Here is an 18,563-nt window from a genome sequence, read left to right on the forward strand (position 1 = left end):
AGAGTGAATAATTCACATAACTACCAAAAAAAATGTAATCTTCAATACAGAATATTTTTTTAATCAACTATAAAATTACCAGATTAATTTTATTCAGCAAACATAAAGAGATCAGGAATTACTGAGTCAGCAATAAGAACAACAACCATGAACAAACGTATTCGTCCTTTATATCGTCTTTTAGCACTAGCTATAGGTGCAATGGTTTTGGCAATTTTTGCTCCCACAGTTGTCCAAGCTGCAGATCCTGTGACACTGGAATCTTTAAATGCCACAACTGAGCAATTACAAATTTCCATTGATACTACCTGGGTACTACTCACAGGCTTTTTAGTATTTTTCATGCAGACTGGTTTTTCCATGTTAGAGGCAGGTTTGCTACGCCAAAGAGGTGTAGTTAATGCCTTATTAGAAAACTTTATTGATGCGGCTGTCACCATTCTAATCTGGTGGGGTGTGGGCTTTGGCATCGCTTTTGGTACAAGTGCTGGTGGGTTTATTGGTACAGACACTTTTTTCTTAAGTCAATTACCAGTTAACGGTACTTTTACTAATGGTGGTGTGCCAGGAATAGCTTCAGGACTCAATGCTTATACTTTGTTCTTCTTTCAGTTTGCTTTTGCGGCTACTGCCAGTACAATTACTACTGGGGCAATGGCTGGGAGAACGGACTTTATCGGTGATTTAATCTACAGCGCTGTCATGGCTGCGTTCAGCTATCCCGTGATTGTGCATTGGGTATGGAACTCCAGCGGCTGGTTATCGAAAATAGGTTTTCATGATTTTGCTGGTAGTACAGTGGTTCATACCGTTGGTGGTTGGACAGCTTTAGTTGGTGCTTTTTTACTTGGTCCACGCCCTGGACGAACTCCTTGGGGGCAGATTCCTCCAGCCCATAACTTAGGTTTGGCAGCTTTGGGAACTATGATTCTCTGGTTTGGCTGGTATGGCTTTAACCCCGGTTCAACCCTCGGTACTGGTAATCCTGGCTTAATTGGTTTAATCACCCTGAATACGACCCTGGGGGCTGGTGCTGGGGCGTTAGCGGCGATGTTTTATCAATATAGTCGTTCACGTAAATGGGATTTAGTCTATTGTCTGAATGGTTCTTTGGCAGGTTTGGTAGGGATTACCGCTGGTTGTGCTTTCATAGCGCCTTGGGCGGCGGTGGTGATTGGTTTAACTGGGGGAATTTTAGTAGTTTTAGGAATTGATATTATTGAATCATGCAAAATTGATGATCCGGCAGGAGCATTTGCTGTTCATGGTATTAATGGCATGATGGGTACACTTGCAGTTGGTTTTTTAGGTCAACCAGAACTGACTTTGAATCAAAAAGCTGGATTTTTATTAGGTGGTGGTTTTGATTTGCTGGGTGTGCAGATTTTGGGCCTAGTCGCAGTATCAGTTTTCACTATTGGTTTTGCCTTTTTAATGTTTACTGGACTCAATGCTATTGGTAAGCTGCGTGTTAATTCTGAAGCTGATAAGGTGGGGATTGATAACTATGAACATGGTGCAACTGTCTGGCCTGATGTTTATGCTGTTGAGGAGTTTGTAGAGCAGGAAAAAAGTTACTCTAATAAATAATCCGGCGTTGCTGAATTGAGGTATGAAATTCCCAAATTGAATCTTTAAAACTCAAACCTCAGTGCGTCTTTGCGCCTTTGCTTGAGACTAAAATTCATACCCTTAATCAGCAACGCCAATAATCCTTAGAGGATGTTTGAAAAGTATCAGAATTAATCGAGATCCCCCCAACCCCCCTTACAAAGGGGGGCTAAATTCCTCAAAGTCCCCCTTGAAAAGGGGGATTTATGGGGATCTGCGGGTGTCAGATCCCACACGAAAAAGTTTTCAAACAACCTCTTAAATTGGTACATACAGCAGGAGTAATATTTGAGGCGGGGAAACCCCGCCCCTAGGGGTGTATTTAATTTTTGGCTGCTGGTTGAGCGCTGGGAATGGTAATGTCTATGGTAGTGACTTTGGCGGCTAAATTGGTTAAGGGTTGTTTCATATCAGCTTGGTTTCCGACTACTAAGGTGACTAAATTTTCTGGTTTTAAGTATTTCTGCGCTACTCGTTTCACGTCTGCGGTTGTGGTGCTAGTGATGGCTTTTTGATAGCGAAAGAGGAAATCGGCAGGATAACCATAATATTCGTATCGCATTAATCTGGATAATGTTTGGCTAGGATCTTGAAAGTTGAAGACAAAGGAGTTTAAGGTGGAGTCTTTGGCTTTATTTAATTCTTGGACTGTGATATTTGCGGTTTGTAGCCGTTTAATTTCTGTTTCCAGGGATTTGATAAACTGAACTGTGGTTTCGGTGCGGGTTTGTCCTCCAGCGACGAATGTTCCTGGGTAGTCGAAACGGGGACTCCACATTCCATATACAGAATAAGCTAATCCTTGACGCGATCGCAATTCATTAAATAAGCGTCCCCCAAAGCCATTTAATACGCTATTCATGACATCTAAGGCTGGATAATCGGGATTGTCGAATTTTCCGCCTAAATGACCAATTAAAACACTACTTTGGGTGAGGTGGGGTTGATTAACGAAATATACACCACCTAAATTAGCTTGGGTGACTTGTGGTAGTTGGGTTTTGGCAATTTGCGGATTTGGTTTCCAGTCACCTAATTTAGCTTGAATGAGCGATCGCATTTTTTGAGCATTAAAATCACCCACAATCCCTAAAATGATCTTATTGGGGTGAAAATACTGTTGATAAAATTTCTGCAAATCATCACGGGAAATTTTATCGAGCGTTGCATATTCAACTGTCCGGGCATAAGGACTTTCTTGCCCATAAATTAATTTTCTCAACTCTCGACTGGCAATACTATTAGGATTATCATTGCGTCGAGCAATACTACCGCGAATTTGAGTTTTATCCACATCCAACTTTTCCTGTGCAAAAGCCGGTTCTCGGAGTACCTCTGTAAATAACCCAAATACCATGTCTACGTCTTCAGTCAAAGCTTCAAAACTAGCACTTCCAGCCGCTTCACCCATATCTGTTTCCACAGAGGCAGCCCGTTGTTCTAGAATTTCATTTAATTTATCTGCGGAATGTTTTTGAGTACCACCACTTCGCAATGTCGAACCCACTAAAGTTGCTAAACCTGCTTTTTCGGATTGTTCCCAACGGCTACCTGTTCTGATTAGTGCTGTACCATTTACCAATGGTAGTTCATGATCTTCCATCAAATAAACTACTAAACCATTTTTGAGGACATACCTTTCATACTTGGGTAATTTGATTGCCGATACTGGCGGAAATTGTAATTCATCGTAATGCTTTGCTGTGGTTGCTGCCCAAGAAAAATTCAAATTTACGAGCAAACAAGCAGCAACAATCACCAATGTAAAAACAAATCTTTGTCCCTTAAAAAAGTGGAATTTTTTGCTTTTCAAATCTAACCTCAACATATCTATCTTCAACTTTGGATCAGGATTTATGGCTAACGCCACGCTTTGCTATCAAGATTAAAGGATTGATAGGATTAATCTTTAATCCTGTTTGGATTTTGGATTTTTAGTACAGCATGACGCAAATAAACCAACTATTTTTAATCGCCAAAAATTTTGCTAAATATTACTTTTGACTTTTGACTTTTGACTTTTGAATTCCGCCCTGCGGTACTATCCTGGTTGTTTTGACAACAACTTCCCAACTATGCGATTTTCTGGTGTAAATGTGGCTTGGGCTACTCTTTTAATATCTTCAGGAGTTACAGCGGCAATTTTATCCAATTGCTGAAATAAGTTGCGCCAAGAACCGGTTTTGACTTCATATTCTAACAACTGTGCTGCCATACCGGAATTAGAATCAAGGCTGCGTAATAAACCGGCTCTAGCTTGGGTTTTCAGTCTTTCTAATTCCACCGCAGATACAGGTTCAGTTTTCAGTTTATCAATTTCTTGGCGTAAGGCGATCGCCACTTCATCTACTGTTTTCCCTGGAGATGTGAGAGCATAAAAGAAGATAAGATTAGGATACTTGTCTCCTGGAAAGCCACTAGAACCTTGAGCATTTAGAGCTAAACTTTGTTTTTCTACTAAAGACTTATAAAGTCTTGATGTTCTCCCATCACTCAATAAACTGCCAATTATTTCATAAACTGCATTATCAGGATGAGTAACAGCCGGACGATGATAACCTTCTAAATACCAAGGTTGGGTAGGTAGTTCTAAGGTAACTTCTCTGGTGGCGGTTTGCTGGGGTTCTATGGGTAGTTTTTGTTGAGGTTTCGGTTTAGCTTGATAACGGCCAAAATAAGTTTGTGCCAGTTTTTTGACTTCAGCCGGATTGACATCGCCGACAATCGCAATTGTTAAATTGCTAGGAGCATAATAAGCATCAAAAAAGTTTTTAACATTCTCCGGTGTTAAGTTGCGAATATCTTGATCATAACCAATTACTGGTCGGCGGTAAGGATGAACCTTGAAAGCAGCATCTATGAATTTTTCTACCATCTGACCGATAGGAGAATTTTCAACTCGTAAGCGCCTTTCTTCCAAAATTACTTCTTTTTCTTTATAGAATTCTCGAAATACAGGATCTAAAAACCGATCTGATTCTAAGGACATCCATAATTCTAATTTATTCGAGGGAAAACTATAAAAATAGCGAGTAGCTTCCGAAGAAGTAGTTGCATTTAAACCCACACCTCCAGCTTGTTCAACTATTTGCCCCATTTCGTTTTGTTTAACTAATTTCAGGGCTTGAGATTCTACTGATTTAAATTCAGTTTCTAACCGGGCTATTTCATCTTTTTTTCCACTAGTTTTTGCGGTTTTGATTTGGTTATCTAAATTTTCTAACTTGGCTAAAAGTGGTGCTTCGGCTTGATAGTCTGTAGTCCCGATGCGCTTTGTGCCTTTAAATGCTAGATGTTCGAGAAAGTGGGCTACCCCTGTTTGTCCATCTGGTTCATCAATGCCACCGACATCAGCATAGGTGAGAAAGGAAACTACTGGGGCTTGATGTCTTTCTAAAACGATGAATTTTAGCCCATTATCCAGGCGAAATTCGGTGAGACGATTAATTACTTGTTCTAGGTAAGGTTGAATGGAATTTGGGGCTTTTTGCAGGGCTAAAGCTGTTTCCGGTATCCATCCCCAACCAAATACTATTAATGCCAAAGTGGTGGCTAATAGACGACGGAATGGGAATTTTTTAACGTTACCCATGAAGAAATTTAAAATTGTCTGGTGCATAAGCAAAAGTTAAAGTAAATTTACATTACTTGAGAAATAGATTACTTAACAACAAGAGAGTTATCTTCTATTAAGCTTTTTGTATTTTTAGCATTTGATGTTGCACAATAGGGCTACGAATCTTGTTTTAAAGATATCAAAATAACTACTATGCGAATTTTTAGTTCTCCTCCATCATCAGAAGTACAGGCGCGTACACGCATTTTACAAGCAGCACAAAGATTATTTGCAGCCAAAGGGTTCGAGGGAACTACAACCCGTGATTTAGCACAAACCGCAGGGGTAGCTGAAGGAACTCTCTTTCGTCATTTTGCCAATAAAAAAGCAATTTTGGTGGAAGTGGCTACTAGCGGTTGGGTGGATATTCTCACGGATTTACTGACAGAACTGAGCGAAATGGGTAGCTATAAGGCGATCGCTCAAGTTATGCAGCGACGGATGTGGAATTTACAAAAAAACGCCGATATTATGCGCGTTTGCTTCATGGAAGTACAATTTCATCCAGATTTACGCGATCGCATTCAAACAGAAGTTATTGATAAAATGACAGATGTTGCTGAAGCATTTTTTCAAACCGCAATAGACAAAGGCATCTATCGTCAGATGGATGCCAAGCTTGGAGCTAAAGTATTTTTAGGTTTATTTGCGATCGCCGGTTTCTCTGATCATACCCTCATAGACCCCAACGCCTCCCCCCAAGAAATGCAAAAAATGGCGGAGGGGTTAGCGGATATCTTCCTTAACGGTGTCCTAGCGAAGGAATAGGTGACAGGTGACAGTTAAGAAGAACAAAGGGAATGGACAAAAATTTTACTATTCACTACCCAATACTCACTCACCACTGACAACCGACTAATTACCCATTGCTTGCGCTTGATGACTCCACTGTTGTACTAATTCAACTGCTGGACACAAATCCCGGTTATGCAATGTCGCTACTTGCAAGCGCATAACTTGTCTATGCAATCTGTGAGTAGGAGTTTGGGCTAGTTGAGCTATGGAAATAACCCCAGAGTGAAGTAGTACACCGCAATACTGAGTTCCCACACTGGGAACACGGGCTAAACCTGCTAAAACAACCCATTTATTCACAGAATGGATATTTACCTGTAATTTACCTGCTAATACTATTCTCTCTTCTGGAGTTTTTCCTCTTTTAATTAGTTCTTCTGTGGTATTAATGCCACAATTTTTGAGTTGAGCTTGATCTTCTGCACTTAATCCTGGTAAATCTTTGACAGGCCAATCGGATTTTTGAAGTAAATTTCTATTAGTTGCACGGTTAATGGTCATTTTTTGAGTTTTTAGTATGGGTTAATTTATGTAAAAATTCAGAATCTACTAGGATTTCACTTCCTGAATTCTAACACTCTTATCAAATCGCCATCCCTCTTTAGGGAGGTATTACTAACATTATCACCTATAAAAAATGGAAACTCCAATGTATTTACTGCTCAACTTCCTACATTAAAGGAGGTTTACAGTCAATAATGCCCGATAAGTGTCATCTTAAATCTAAAAATTTAATTACAAATATTAACTTAATACCTGTCTGAGATCCACGAATGCTCTCATAAATCGGGGATGTGATCTGTTATTATCGGCGTTGCTGAATTGAGGTATGAAATTCCCAAATTGAATATTTAAAACTCAAACCTCAGTGCGTCTTTGCGCCTCTGCGTGAGACTAAAATTCATACCCTTAATCAGCAACGCCTTATTATCAATCCTTAACCTAAAGTTAATTTTCCTTGCATTACTGTTACAGCTTGTCCAGATATAAAGACGCGGTTTTTACCTGGATAGTATAGTTTCACCACTCCACCCCGACTAGAAGCTTGATAGGCTAAAAATGCATCTTTTCCCAATTTATCCCGCCAAAATGGGGCTAAACAACAATGTGCCGCACCCGTTACCGGATCTTCATTAATCCCTAACATGGGGGCAAAAAAGCGAGAGACAAAATCATATTCTGAACCAGAATCAGCAATGCTAGTAACGATAATATCCGCCTTTATTAAGGTTTTCATCTGCTGGAAATTCGGCTGCATTTCTCTGACCAATTGCTCAGATTCTAATTCTACTAAATAGCCAAGAGAATTTTGCACAACAGACTTACAAGTTACTCCTAAAACTTGACTTAATTCTGGAGGTGATTCCACAGATTGAGATAGATTCACCGGAAAATCCAACTGAATCCAATTATTTTCTAGTCTAGCTATCAGTATACCACTTTTTGTATAGAAACGCGCCTCTTGATTTGGTAATAAATGCCCTTGTAACCATAATACATGAGCGCTCGCTAAGGTAGCGTGTCCACACAGGGGAACTTCTACCGTTGGAGTAAACCAGCGCAAATTAAAACCGTCATCTTGTTTAACTAAAAAAGCGGTTTCCGATAAATTCATTTCCTGGGCGATATTTTGCATCCATAATTCAGATTGTGGACTATCTAAAACACATACAGCCGCAGGATTTCCTTTAAATGGAGTATTAGTGAAAGCGTCTACTTGAGTAATAGTAATAATTTGGGTCATTTTCAATCAGACCAAATACATTTGAACATCTGGACTTTTAGTTGCTGAATTAAATAATTAGACAGTAAATTGTGCTTGATGTCAGCGGGGAACGCTTTGATTTCTATGATTTTACCACATTCTAAATCCTCATTACTCCATTCTAATAATTCAATATTTTTCAAATGTTATGCTAAATTAGTGATTGTATAGTTGATTTGACTACTAAGCAGGTACTGAGTTTTACATAAAGGTAACGGTAGAACCTGAAATAGAATGTTTAATGCCTATATTTTACATGGGCAAATACAAGGGAAATTTGGACAAAGTTCTTCTTCTAGCGTAAAGTCCGAAATATCACTCTTCCTGGATACTGTTGCTGATTAATTTTGGCATACACTCGCAAACAGGTTAATACTTCGCCAGGATTACCACCACAGTCTAATTGCAGGTCATCCTTAGAAAATTCACAAACATCAGCATACAGTCCTGATAATTGCTTGAGTCGGACGTTATTACCTGCTTTAATAGCTTTATCGGCGGCTTTTTTTAACAGATGTCGGGATTCTTTTTGTAATTTTCCCCACCAAGAATAACGTTCCGCAGGGGGGATAAATACTAGGGAATGAATGGCTTCATCCATGTCGATCCAAGCACATAAATTAAGAATTTCATCAGTATTTTCATCTATTTTTTGGATGCGGTGAAAGCGATCGCTTAAAGCATCAATATATTGATAACGTTGTTCTAATTTGGCAGATAAAGAAACTACATCAAAGCTAAAAACACTTTTTAAAGCATGATGCAAGTCTGGACCTATTTCTATAAACTTAATATATAAAAGTAAAAATCCAGCGACTAAATATAAACTTTCAGAAAGATTAGTTTGGGCAATTTCTGAATTTATCAAAGCTTGTTGAGATAAACATAGTCCTTTGGCTTTAATTGTACCACTCAGCCCTGGATAAATAATTTCATCACGTACAAATGGTAATTCATCCAGATTATTATGATCTGCAATTGCACCTACTTCCTGGGCTAATTCTAAAGCTTTATGTCGCCAAAGTGTCGCTACATCTTCAGGAACTCGCAATAATTTTCTATGAATCTCGTTCCATATTTCCGCATCAGTTTGACCTTGAATATGAGAATTGCCTAAATAAGAATTTAATTCTGGATTGTTATTGAAAATATCTTTTAATTTTAATAGTTTTAATTCATTTATTAATTCAGGTTGTTTTATATCCCCGACTTCTTCAATAATTTGAGAATCTGGGGATGATAGTTCTAATAATTGATGAATTTCTTGCAACAGTTCTTCGCATACCTGATATCCGGCATCAAATGGATATTCTTGATTTGCTTTTGTTAAAGTTGCAGCTAATCCATATAAATTAAACCGCAATATTTTGGCTAATTCTGAGTTTTCTATAGTTAATAGTTTATGTAGATTCTGCATAATTTTATCAGGATAAAAATAAAAGATTTTATATCCCCGACTTCTTGAAGAATTCGGGGATCTTGAACTTAATGAATACCGCAAAAAGGATCACGTTCTTTATCAACTTCATTGGGTTGTAGTTCCAATTCTGCGCGATAAACACATCCTTCTTGTTCCAGACATTCTTGATTATTAGATGTCCAATAAGGAACTGCACCAGCGTGCATTCTTAATATGCCTGTATTATCAAGAGTGACATGATATTGACAAGGATAATCTGTGATGATATCCGGTTTACTGAGTGTACCAATCCGAAGCCATTTTTTGGTATTTGTATCACTATCAGTTTGGTAAATGTAGAAAGTATGTTGACCACTTTGAGGAAATGGTGGCAAAGGTTTACTAATTAATCCTGTGCCTGGTTGCTTCACACCATCTTGTAAATAATGAAATGTTTCCATTGATTTACTTTCATTATTATCAACAGCAAATACTAAATGATAAGCATGAGGTTGATCAACTGTGGCAGATTCTAAAACATTAATAGCAATATCACCATCATTTAAGTTGTTTTGATGGTTTTTAACAGCAATATTCCATTTTAAATTACCATCAGCAAACAAGGCATTTTCAGTAGATTTAGATATGACTGAATTCATATCAATACCAACCACATCTATTAAATAATGGGGATTACCTCGACATAGTAAAACACTAAATTGTAAAGCTTGATCTATTTCAAATTGGATTTTGATCTTTTTGAGAAATTCCTGTTCTTCCATACCCAATTTATCCATCAATATCTTACCGTCGAAACTACCCCATAGTCGAAAAGTTCCATTTTCGTAATCTTGACGATGGATAATATTAGTTAATTGTATCCCCTGCCAAGGTGTCCGCACCTTAGCAACCGTATCCCAAGGTGCAAGCTGATATAGTTCTTGTCCAGCACTAAAAATGGCTAATGGGTCGTTACTTTGAGTTTTGCGTTTAAAGTTGCAAGGAAGATAATAAAACAGGTTTTTGACATCAATTTCTAATTGATTTGCACCTTTGCGTAATAGACTTTTAGATTCTTCAGGATCAAATCGAAAGCGGCGGAGTTTTTCGGCATAACAAGCACCTGCGGAAGTGGCAAGTTTAGTAAATTCTAAAACAAAAGTAATTCGTTCGGGATTCCAAACAAAATATGGTGCTTGACTAAATTCTTCGTAAATTTGTTGTTGCACAAGATCAAGACTACAGGTTTTTCCAGAAAGAATTAACCAATCTACTTTTTGATTAGGTTCTGAACTGAGACGGCTTTCTATTAAACCTTTAGCAATACCAATTGCTTCTTTAATTGACGAAGTTGCTGCCCGTTCAAATTGCTGATGATCTAAAGTTAAATAAATAGATTCAGAACTTCTAACTTGAAATTTAACAGCACTTTGGGCAAGCAGTTCGCCAATTTGTTGTTCATTTAAAGTGAAAGTTAATAAAGAACCATCTGTGGTTGTTTTTTGTCCTAATTTGAGTTTGGCAGCTTCCGCATGATCCCATAATGTATAAAAGGTTTGTAGGCGTTGGGGTGCTTGTTGCCAACGAGTTGGTAAGACTTTTTCAGCAGTATCCAAGGCATCTTTAAAAGCAACGTCACCTTCAGGATTTTCTTTATCTATGCATTTTAGCAAACTACCAGTTTTGAATTTTCCATCTTCTAAAAAACGGTCGTTTAATTCAGAGTTAATTAAGTCTTCTAATTTATCGCTTTCGATGTCACCTGTGGTGACTGCGGTAAGGAGAAAATCAGAAATTGCTACTTTTAACAAGCGGAAAATTCGTAAAGTAATTAATTCACCACCTAATTGTAAATGTCCTGAAGAACCTAATAATTTAGGGGTCAGTTTATAGTAACGTCCGCCTAAACCTCGATCTTCATGATCTGCAAAGAAGGGAGTTTTATCTTCTAGAGTTAGTTCAATTAAAGCTAAATCTGTTGTTCCCCCACCAATATCTAAAACTAGGACATTTTGTGACCATTTATTCCCTTTTTGACGACAGCGAGTTTTAAAAGATTCAATGCCAATATTCAGATTTCCGCCAAATTCTCGCCACAGGAAAAAGATAGCCACAGACACAGCTTCATCATAGGCTGTTTGTACATCATCAATGCCTAATTCCTGTACCAATTGCTTGATTTCTTTGCGAACTACGGGAGGGGCAACGGTAGGATAGGTAACAACTGCTGTTAAAAAATCTCCTTCTGAAAATCTGCGTCTAGCCCGTTGCCGATAATCTTCTGTTAATTCAATTAATTGCGCCCAAGCCGCTTGAATGAGGCGATTAACTTGAATATTTTCTTCATCTTCTTCTAAGATAATGGGGAAAGATCGATCTTGTCCAAAATAGCGTTTGGGTGAATGGTGAAATCTGCTAATAATTTCTTTAACTGAAACAGTTGTTCCTTGGGCTATGGCTTTTTTTCTATTATCTCTTGCGTCTCTACCCATGCGTAGTTTTAAGGGGATTAATTGCGATACTTCCATTTCACTAGGAATTTCGGTACTGCGTCGGTCAATATCTAAAACTACGGGAATTAAATTTTGTGATTCTAATGTGGGAACACGAAAAACTTCATGATATATGGCATAAAGTTTTTTGCTAACAGCCCGCCGAAATCTATCACTTGTTCCTAGACATAATTCAATTTGCCGAATTGCTTCTAAAAATAATTCTTTGTTATCGCTTTCAAAAATTTCACTTAATTGATCTGATTCAATTTCTAAGCTTTTGCTAATGTCAACTAGGAATTTTTCCCACTCACCACTACTAACATCTGGTAAGGCTAAATCTGGTGATGAATTGAACCATTCCGCCATGCGTTCTCTTAATCTTAATTCTTGTTCTCTAGGTAAAACTTCAGCAATAGGAACTTCTATGGGGTCAAAAAGTGTTACTGTAGAATTGGAAGTACCAAAATCTAAAGCTAACCAACCAGGAAATCTTTTTCTTTGTTTTTCGTTGAGTTTTTCACTGAGTTGTTGACTTAAATTATGCAAATAGTGATCAAATTGTGAAGTATTCATGGGTGGATGATTTTTTGTAGATGAACTTGATGATGTTTGTAAATTGGGTATAAACCAAAGATCACATTCAGCACATACATGATTAGATATGGACAAATTTGGTTTTCCCGCAGGGTCAGAGTCAAAATATTCGACAATTACCTTTAAGGTACAATCCACTATGGTGATTAAAGGTGTATCTAACTGACAGGGGTTTTGTCCTAGTTGAGAAATATTATAAATTTTTTTGGGTGTATCTGAGTGAAATTGTCTATAGCTGCTTTGAATTTTTGCTGCTAATTGATATGGTGTACCTCTGACTATGCAGGTTATCCGAGAAATGTGGGGAATGTTGCTTTTAATAGGGACAATTTGGATGGTGGGTAGATGCAACTGTGTGTTTTCTTTCACACCTAATTTAAAGCTAGGTAGAAGCTGAATTTCCACAGGCATTTTTGATGTTCCTTTTTTTGTTTGTTAATAATTCATTGATAGTGCGTTTCCCTAAATTTATTTGATAACTAAAGGTTTACTGTCTTGTTAATAGAAGAATATGGATTAAATGAACCACGAAGAAGCGAAGAACACGAAGGAAGAAGGAAGAAGGAAGTACCAATTAAATGTAGGTAAATAATTCTTCTTCATTAATTGTGGCAATATCAGTCAAGATATCTAACCAAGCTGGAATGGCTAGTTCAGCTTGTGAATCTCTAGCAGCAATATATCTTAGTAGTGCTTCTTTTTTGGAAAGGTTTTGCAAGCTGGGAATAATTTGATCTAAAATTCCATTGATTTCTATATTTACTTGCTGATTGCTTTCACTGACATATTGCACAAGGTGAAGACTAGCACTAGCAGTGATTTCATCTCGCAGTCGTAATACGAAAAGTTGATGATTGGCACTTCTTGATGGGTTTTGATTTCTTTCTGGTGACCAATCAAAAATTTGCCCTACACTGTGTTTTTCGTCTTGTTTAGCTAGGGGAAAAATACTTTCTGGTTTGATGGTTTGATTATGGTTATTGATTTCGGCAATAATTGCTTCTTTCCATTGACGAGGATCTGATCCTAATAACAGTTTATAAAATAAATCTGCTTCTTCAAGTCCAAATTTTGATTCAATTTCTTGTTCTATTTCTGGCTGAAGAATGGCTTGCAGTTTTTCCCGTTCTAGTGTGATTTGATGTGCCAATGAGCTTAATAAGTCTATCACGGCTTGACGAATGCGATCGCTCGCAAAGTTTTCCAGTTCTCTGACTGTTTTCTCAAAGGCTGGATAAAAGTCATCACTCTTAGTCGGTATGGAGGTATTGACCCGATTTCCTCTATCAAATAATTTCCCCGCTGCACCTTTAAATTCCGCTAAGGTAATTGTGCCATTTTGGATTTTATTAAATAATAATGTCCACTGACTCCAATTCAAAATCTTTAAAGTTAGTTCATCTTTAATGACATCACTAACGACAATTCCTCGACGATCTTTCAGTTGTTCTTTACCTAAATTTTTCTGAAAGTTTCTGTAGGTTCTATCTAAACTCTCTATGGCTGTTCTCAATTCTAGTAAAGCCGGAGTATCAACTGTGGGTATACCTTGTTCGTGAATCTCGGCAATAATTTCTTTGAGATATTCTTGTTGTTGACGGATACCATCAGCAGCCCGACGAGTATCTTCATACAATTGCTTTAAGCCGTGATTAGCAACATGAGTTTGAATTAGTTCTCTTAATTTACTAATCCCACCATCCTGAGCAAAATAACCCAGCTGTTTACCTAATTGATTTCTGCCATCTGCTGCTAATAAAGCTTCACTTAAATCACCCCATTTCTGTTGTAATTTTTTCGGTCTTTCCAGATATTCTGGATAATCTAAATTAGCGAGAAATTCCTCGGAACCTGCTTTCACTTGACCCGAACGTTTGGCTAATTCAGCTAATCCTAACAGGGGTGATAATAAAACAATTCTGTCTTTTTGACTGGTAAATGCTTCCGCTCCATCAATAATGGTTTTGAGAACTTTTAATTTTTGGAAAACTGTATTTGTTTGTAACGGTTGAGAATCAGATTGATTATTAATTAATAAATCTAGTTCTCTTTCTCCACCTTCACTTTCTAAAGGCAGTTGATCAAAACGTCCCACACCGACAAGAATTAAATCCTTGAGGTCTTGTCCTGGACGTTGTTGCTGCATCATTGTGAAAATTTTATTGGCGCGATCGCTCCCCGGCGATTTACCATTCAGTAAGACTAGAATTGTCTGTACCTGTGCCAATTCTCGCAACGATAAAAATGTATCCCTAGCCCCAGAATTAGCAGCACCCAACCCAGGAAAATCCAACAGCACAAACTCTTCTGCACCCGTAACATCCCAAATTTCCCGTGATATTTTCACTTCAATATCAACGCGACGAATTAAGGGAAAACTGGTTTGTAATAATTGCGTTCCTAATCGTTGTGGCGCATTTGGTAAGCGAACATTTGCCGCTGGTAAATCCTCAAACATGAGATATTGAATCGCCATTGGCATTTCTGCCAGTTGTAAACCCTCACGAGCAGTAAGACCATCAATTTGGTAAAAGCGACCGCATAAAGCCTCACCATAAGCCTGATAAGCCCGCAAAAATAACACTAACTCCCGCACCAAATAACGCAACTCTAAATTATTTGAGCTTTTCCAAACTTCCTCACACCAAATACTGATATCCTTACCAGTTTTAATTTTAGCTACCTGTAAAGGTGTCACCCCAGCAGACGCAGCGCGACGGTTTGCTTCTTTGAGAATGAAGTGTAAGCACTCATTTACCCCTTCATGGGATAAATATTCCACCGTATAATTATTTACTTGGGTAGTCGCAAAATCATCCTGGGGTTTAATATGAATAGCTGTGACATTACCTGTCGTCGGATTTTCACTCACAGGTAAAGCGTCCGCATAACCAATCAAACTTCCTAGCAGCAAACTTTTTCCACTACTAAATTCCCCCATTACGCCAATTTTTACCGGTGAGTTGGCTAGTTCAACAGTTTTCTGTGCCGCCTCTCGCAGCCGCAACAGACAATCATCAAGGCTAGTGGGAACCCAATCTTCCTCTTGGGAAGGGCGTTGGGGAACTGAGTCAATTTGGCGGAGGATAAATTCACCGTACTCTTTCAATCGCGCCAGCTTATCTGGTTCCATAGAGTAGTCTTTCGTTTGAGTTCATTGTCACAACTGGGTTATAACACAAAACCCAGAAACCACCACCATTCGTACAACGATAACAGATAAGACGCAAGATCATACTGTTCGGTTAAGGCAATGGTTTACAAATAATCTTTAACAAGAAACATACACGACTTGTTAAAGAAGAAGATAATGTTATTTAGACAACCCTACAAAATGTTAACAAATGTTGTGGGATGGACATCTTATCCGTCCTTGTATTATTAGCGGGCAAGATGCCCGCACCACAAGAAATTTTGAGATATTTTTTTAATTGGAGAACTCTTAATTTTGTTCAATTTGTCAATTATTGACCACCAGAAAAAAACAAAGGTAAAATAAATGCTGAGATAATTCCCCCTAAGACAATTACCTCAATAATTTGCAATAATAAACCACCCTTCATAAACTGATTAATTTCTTCCCGAAGATTATGGGAAAAATTACCCAACCAAACACAGAGACGACTATACCACTTAGTAGGACTATCTTCTGGGCGTAACTTCCAGGATAATATTGATAATAATAATGGCGCACCACCAACTTTAGCCGACATCAAAACATGAATTGCTAAACAAAAAATTATGATTACCCATGCTATGAGATGAGCATAATACCAAACATGATCAAGTTCTCCTAGTGGTAGCCATTCCTCCTTCATCATTCTCCCAGATACTACCGCCAAAACAGCAGCAAGCAACATTTTAGTATTCACTAAACGTTGTAGACTTACCCACCAAATTGGTTTACCAAATTGAGTTAGGTTTTGGATAGAGTCTGGTTGTAATAGTCGTCTTTTTCCAGCATGAAAACTATAAACAGCAAAAAATGGTAGTAAAATCAAGAAAAATACTGCCAATGTCCCATGAATATCCTGTATAGGATTGATTTTGGGAATTGGGATATATCCAAATCTTTTATCAAAAGTATTGTAAACTAGGAATCCGCTAATAATTGCACCAATTCCTAAAATCCCGCTTATACCATGCAGGATTCGGAATATTAATGGTTGATAGGGGGCTGAACGATTCATAAGTTGATATAGTAAGTTTCCAAAAAGGCTAATTTTTCTGTAACTACGCCATAAAAATATATAATATCCTAAACAGTGATTAAGGAAGAGTGCATTAGTGGTTGAAGTTGTACATTTTACAGGATTTATTAAAGGCGTAACCTATAAAACCTATTTAGGTGACAAATTAAATGAAATTAATATAGATAGTTTTGATGTCAATCAAGCAAGTGGTTATGGATTAATCAAGTCATCTATAACTGAGATTGCTTATTCTAAATGGGTTTCACCTAAAAGAACTAGAAGCTATCCTTTCGCTAGAATATATACTACATACAACTCATCTAAAATTATCACCATTATTCCGGTAATTAAAGATGAAGGTAAAGATGGAGATAGAGATATAATTCAATATTCTACAATTTCCTGGATGAACTTATTAAATATTTATATTGTGCTTGCTTATTATGAAACAGCCCAGAAAAGTCATAAAAAAAGACAGATAAACAAAGATAAACTTTCCAATCAAAAGTTCAATAATGAATTTGTACAATCTCAAATCAACGAAATACTAGCATATCGGCAAAGTGCTTTACATTGGAATAAAAATTTATTTGAAGAAAGGTTTTTATCAATTTTTGAGAAAGCACTGAATTCTTACGATTTTATTGCTAGTCAAACTGGAGTGGCTATTCACTCACGAGTAAGCATGGATAACTATTTACGAAAAATCATTCTTGAGTTTGAAGAATTTAAAAATATTTCTCTTAAAGGTTCTCTAAGTGCCAGTAAACGAGAAGCGATGACTTCTCATAAAATGGAATATTTAGAAGATGGACTAAAAGCAACTTTTAGTATTGAGAATTATTTAGGAGGAGTTTATCACTTGACTGCTGATGAAATATTTGTTTATAATAATGAGTACATAATTCAAGAATCAAAAAATTCTTCAAAGGAATCTTTACCTAAACTTCCTGATATTCAAGATAGTTTATTTAAGTTGATTTTATTTTCCAACTTAGATTCATTAAAGCTAAATGGAGAATCAGTTAATTTTCTAACAAAATTAAAGCTTACTGGTAAAAATGTAGTTAGTTCTATTATTTTTCCTGATGCAACAGTTGAAGAATTAGATAATTTTTTACAAATTAACAAGACAATTTTTACGAAAAAGCAAAAAGAAATTATCAGAAAATTGGCTTTAGAAGCCCAAAATAATCAAAAATTAAAAATACAAGTGTCAGGAAATTCCAAGGTATAATTTTTTTATGATCAAAAGTCCTCTCCGTTATCCTGGTGGAAAATCAAAAGCAATTAAAAGCATTGCTGAATGTCTTCCAGAAAAGTTTTCCGAATTTAGAGAACCTTTTGTTGGTGGTGGTTCAGTTTTCATTTATCTCAAACAACAATTTCCCGATTTAAAGATTTCCATTAACGATTTAAATCCAGAATTATTTTTATTTTGGTATTTGGCAAAATCTGATTTATCAAAATTAGTTTCCGCAGTTCGTCAAGTTAAAGAAAATTCTCAAGATGGAAAATTACTTTTTGCCGAATTAGCTCATGTAAATGTTAATACATTGTCAGATTTAGAAAGAGCAGTCCGGTTTTTTGTTCTGAATAGAATTACATTTTCTGGAACTATAGAATCCGGTGGATTTTCTTTAGAATCTTTTCATAAAAGATTTACAAATTCATCAATAGATAGACTAGAGAAATTAGAAAATATACTAACACAAGATATCAAAGTTACCAATTTAGATTATAGCCATCTGATTAATGAACCAGGAAAAGAAGTATTCATATTTTTAGATCCTCCTTATGTTAAAGCTGAAAAATCTAAATTATATGGTAGAAAAGGAGATTTACATACAGGATTTGATCATCAAAGATTTGCTTCAAATTTAAAACAATGCCCCCATAACTGGTTAATTACCTATGATGATTGCCTAGAAATCAGAGAAAACTTTAAATGGGCAAATATCATTGAATGGGAATTACAATATGGCATGAATAATTATAAACAAAAAAAAGCCGAAAAAGGGAAAGAACTATTTATTAGTAATTATCAGATCCCCGACTTCTTTAAGAAGTCGGTGATCTAAACCTCTAAACCTGA

General features: G+C 36.9%; 12 protein-coding genes. 4 read left to right on the top strand and 8 right to left on the bottom strand.

Annotation, left to right across the window (positions count from 1 at the left end; all coding sequences use genetic code 11):
• The first annotated feature begins 147 nt into the window (after window positions 1–147).
• A complete protein-coding gene (locus CA730_RS01580; protein ID WP_096663121.1) occupies window positions 148–1,590 on the top strand; it encodes an ammonium transporter in 1,443 nt (480 codons plus the stop codon).
• A gap of 343 nt (window positions 1,591–1,933) precedes the next feature.
• On the opposite strand, the gene CA730_RS01585 is transcribed toward CA730_RS01580, so the two are convergent.
• Both CA730_RS01585 and CA730_RS01590 read right to left on the bottom strand, forming a co-directional pair.
• Window positions 1,934–3,439 carry a M16 family metallopeptidase gene (locus tag CA730_RS01585; RefSeq protein ID WP_096663124.1) on the bottom strand — a complete coding sequence of 502 codons (1,506 nt, stop codon included), beginning with the start codon at window positions 3,437–3,439 and terminating at the stop codon, window positions 1,934–1,936.
• Between the two features lie 213 nt (window positions 3,440–3,652).
• Entirely contained in the window at window positions 3,653–5,230 is a 1,578-nt protein-coding gene (locus CA730_RS01590) for a M16 family metallopeptidase (protein ID WP_096663127.1), read from the bottom strand.
• Between the two features lie 150 nt (window positions 5,231–5,380).
• On the opposite strand from CA730_RS01590, the gene CA730_RS01595 reads away from it, so the two are divergent.
• Complete coding sequence (locus CA730_RS01595) at window positions 5,381–5,995, top strand: TetR/AcrR family transcriptional regulator (protein ID WP_096663131.1); 615 nt, start codon at window positions 5,381–5,383, stop codon at window positions 5,993–5,995.
• Window positions 5,996–6,082: 87 nt separating this feature from the next.
• On the opposite strand, the gene CA730_RS01600 is transcribed toward CA730_RS01595, so the two are convergent.
• From CA730_RS01600 to CA730_RS01625, 6 genes are all read right to left on the bottom strand, one after another.
• Complete coding sequence (locus CA730_RS01600) at window positions 6,083–6,523, bottom strand: DUF4332 domain-containing protein (RefSeq protein ID WP_096663134.1); 441 nt, start codon at window positions 6,521–6,523, stop codon at window positions 6,083–6,085.
• Between the two features lie 436 nt (window positions 6,524–6,959).
• Window positions 6,960–7,766 (bottom strand): PhzF family phenazine biosynthesis protein, encoded by an 807-nt coding sequence (locus CA730_RS01605; protein WP_096663137.1) that lies wholly within the window; start codon window positions 7,764–7,766, stop codon window positions 6,960–6,962.
• A gap of 316 nt (window positions 7,767–8,082) precedes the next feature.
• Window positions 8,083–9,204 (bottom strand): hypothetical protein, encoded by a 1,122-nt coding sequence (locus CA730_RS01610; RefSeq protein WP_096663140.1) that lies wholly within the window; start codon window positions 9,202–9,204, stop codon window positions 8,083–8,085.
• A gap of 68 nt (window positions 9,205–9,272) precedes the next feature.
• Window positions 9,273–12,686 (bottom strand): acetate and sugar kinases/Hsc70/actin family protein, encoded by a 3,414-nt coding sequence (locus CA730_RS01615; RefSeq protein WP_096663143.1) that lies wholly within the window; start codon window positions 12,684–12,686, stop codon window positions 9,273–9,275.
• 163 nt (window positions 12,687–12,849) lie between these two features.
• Window positions 12,850–15,408: a dynamin family protein gene (locus tag CA730_RS01620; RefSeq protein WP_096663146.1), complete on the bottom strand. Its 2,559-nt coding sequence runs from the start codon at window positions 15,406–15,408 to the stop codon at window positions 12,850–12,852.
• A 331-nt stretch (window positions 15,409–15,739) separates the two neighbouring features.
• The gene (locus CA730_RS01625; protein WP_096663149.1) at window positions 15,740–16,465 is read right to left on the bottom strand and encodes a cytochrome b/b6 domain-containing protein; all 726 of its coding nucleotides are present in this window, start codon (window positions 16,463–16,465) and stop codon (window positions 15,740–15,742) included.
• 97 nt (window positions 16,466–16,562) lie between these two features.
• Here CA730_RS01625 and CA730_RS01630 point away from each other — a divergent pair, with 97 nt between their 5' ends.
• Both CA730_RS01630 and CA730_RS01635 read left to right on the top strand, forming a co-directional pair.
• Complete coding sequence (locus CA730_RS01630) at window positions 16,563–17,705, top strand: hypothetical protein (protein WP_096663152.1); 1,143 nt, start codon at window positions 16,563–16,565, stop codon at window positions 17,703–17,705.
• A gap of 7 nt (window positions 17,706–17,712) precedes the next feature.
• Window positions 17,713–18,549: a DNA adenine methylase gene (locus tag CA730_RS01635; protein WP_096663155.1), complete on the top strand. Its 837-nt coding sequence runs from the start codon at window positions 17,713–17,715 to the stop codon at window positions 18,547–18,549.
• The last annotated feature ends 14 nt before the right edge of the window (window positions 18,550–18,563 follow it).

It is taken from the genome of Dolichospermum compactum NIES-806, assembly GCF_002368115.1.
Classification (GTDB): domain Bacteria; phylum Cyanobacteriota; class Cyanobacteriia; order Cyanobacteriales; family Nostocaceae; genus Dolichospermum; species Dolichospermum compactum.

What these genes read in the sequence shown, in the direction of transcription:
- CA730_RS01585 (WP_096663124.1), bottom strand. Translation starts at nt 3,439, where the DNA reads ATGTTGAGGTTAGATTTGAAAAGCAAAAAATTCCACTTTTTTAAGGGA.
- CA730_RS01580 (WP_096663121.1), top strand. Translation starts at nt 148, where the DNA reads ATGAACAAACGTATTCGTCCTTTATATCGTCTTTTAGCACTAGCTATA.
- CA730_RS01625 (WP_096663149.1), bottom strand. Translation starts at nt 16,465, where the DNA reads ATGAATCGTTCAGCCCCCTATCAACCATTAATATTCCGAATCCTGCAT.
- CA730_RS01620 (WP_096663146.1), bottom strand. Translation starts at nt 15,408, where the DNA reads ATGGAACCAGATAAGCTGGCGCGATTGAAAGAGTACGGTGAATTTATC.
- CA730_RS01595 (WP_096663131.1), top strand. Translation starts at nt 5,381, where the DNA reads ATGCGAATTTTTAGTTCTCCTCCATCATCAGAAGTACAGGCGCGTACA.
- CA730_RS01635 (WP_096663155.1), top strand. Translation starts at nt 17,713, where the DNA reads ATGATCAAAAGTCCTCTCCGTTATCCTGGTGGAAAATCAAAAGCAATT.
- CA730_RS01610 (WP_096663140.1), bottom strand. Translation starts at nt 9,204, where the DNA reads ATGCAGAATCTACATAAACTATTAACTATAGAAAACTCAGAATTAGCC.
- CA730_RS01605 (WP_096663137.1), bottom strand. Translation starts at nt 7,766, where the DNA reads ATGACCCAAATTATTACTATTACTCAAGTAGACGCTTTCACTAATACT.
- CA730_RS01590 (WP_096663127.1), bottom strand. Translation starts at nt 5,230, where the DNA reads ATGCACCAGACAATTTTAAATTTCTTCATGGGTAACGTTAAAAAATTC.
- CA730_RS01600 (WP_096663134.1), bottom strand. Translation starts at nt 6,523, where the DNA reads ATGACCATTAACCGTGCAACTAATAGAAATTTACTTCAAAAATCCGAT.
- CA730_RS01615 (WP_096663143.1), bottom strand. Translation starts at nt 12,686, where the DNA reads ATGCCTGTGGAAATTCAGCTTCTACCTAGCTTTAAATTAGGTGTGAAA.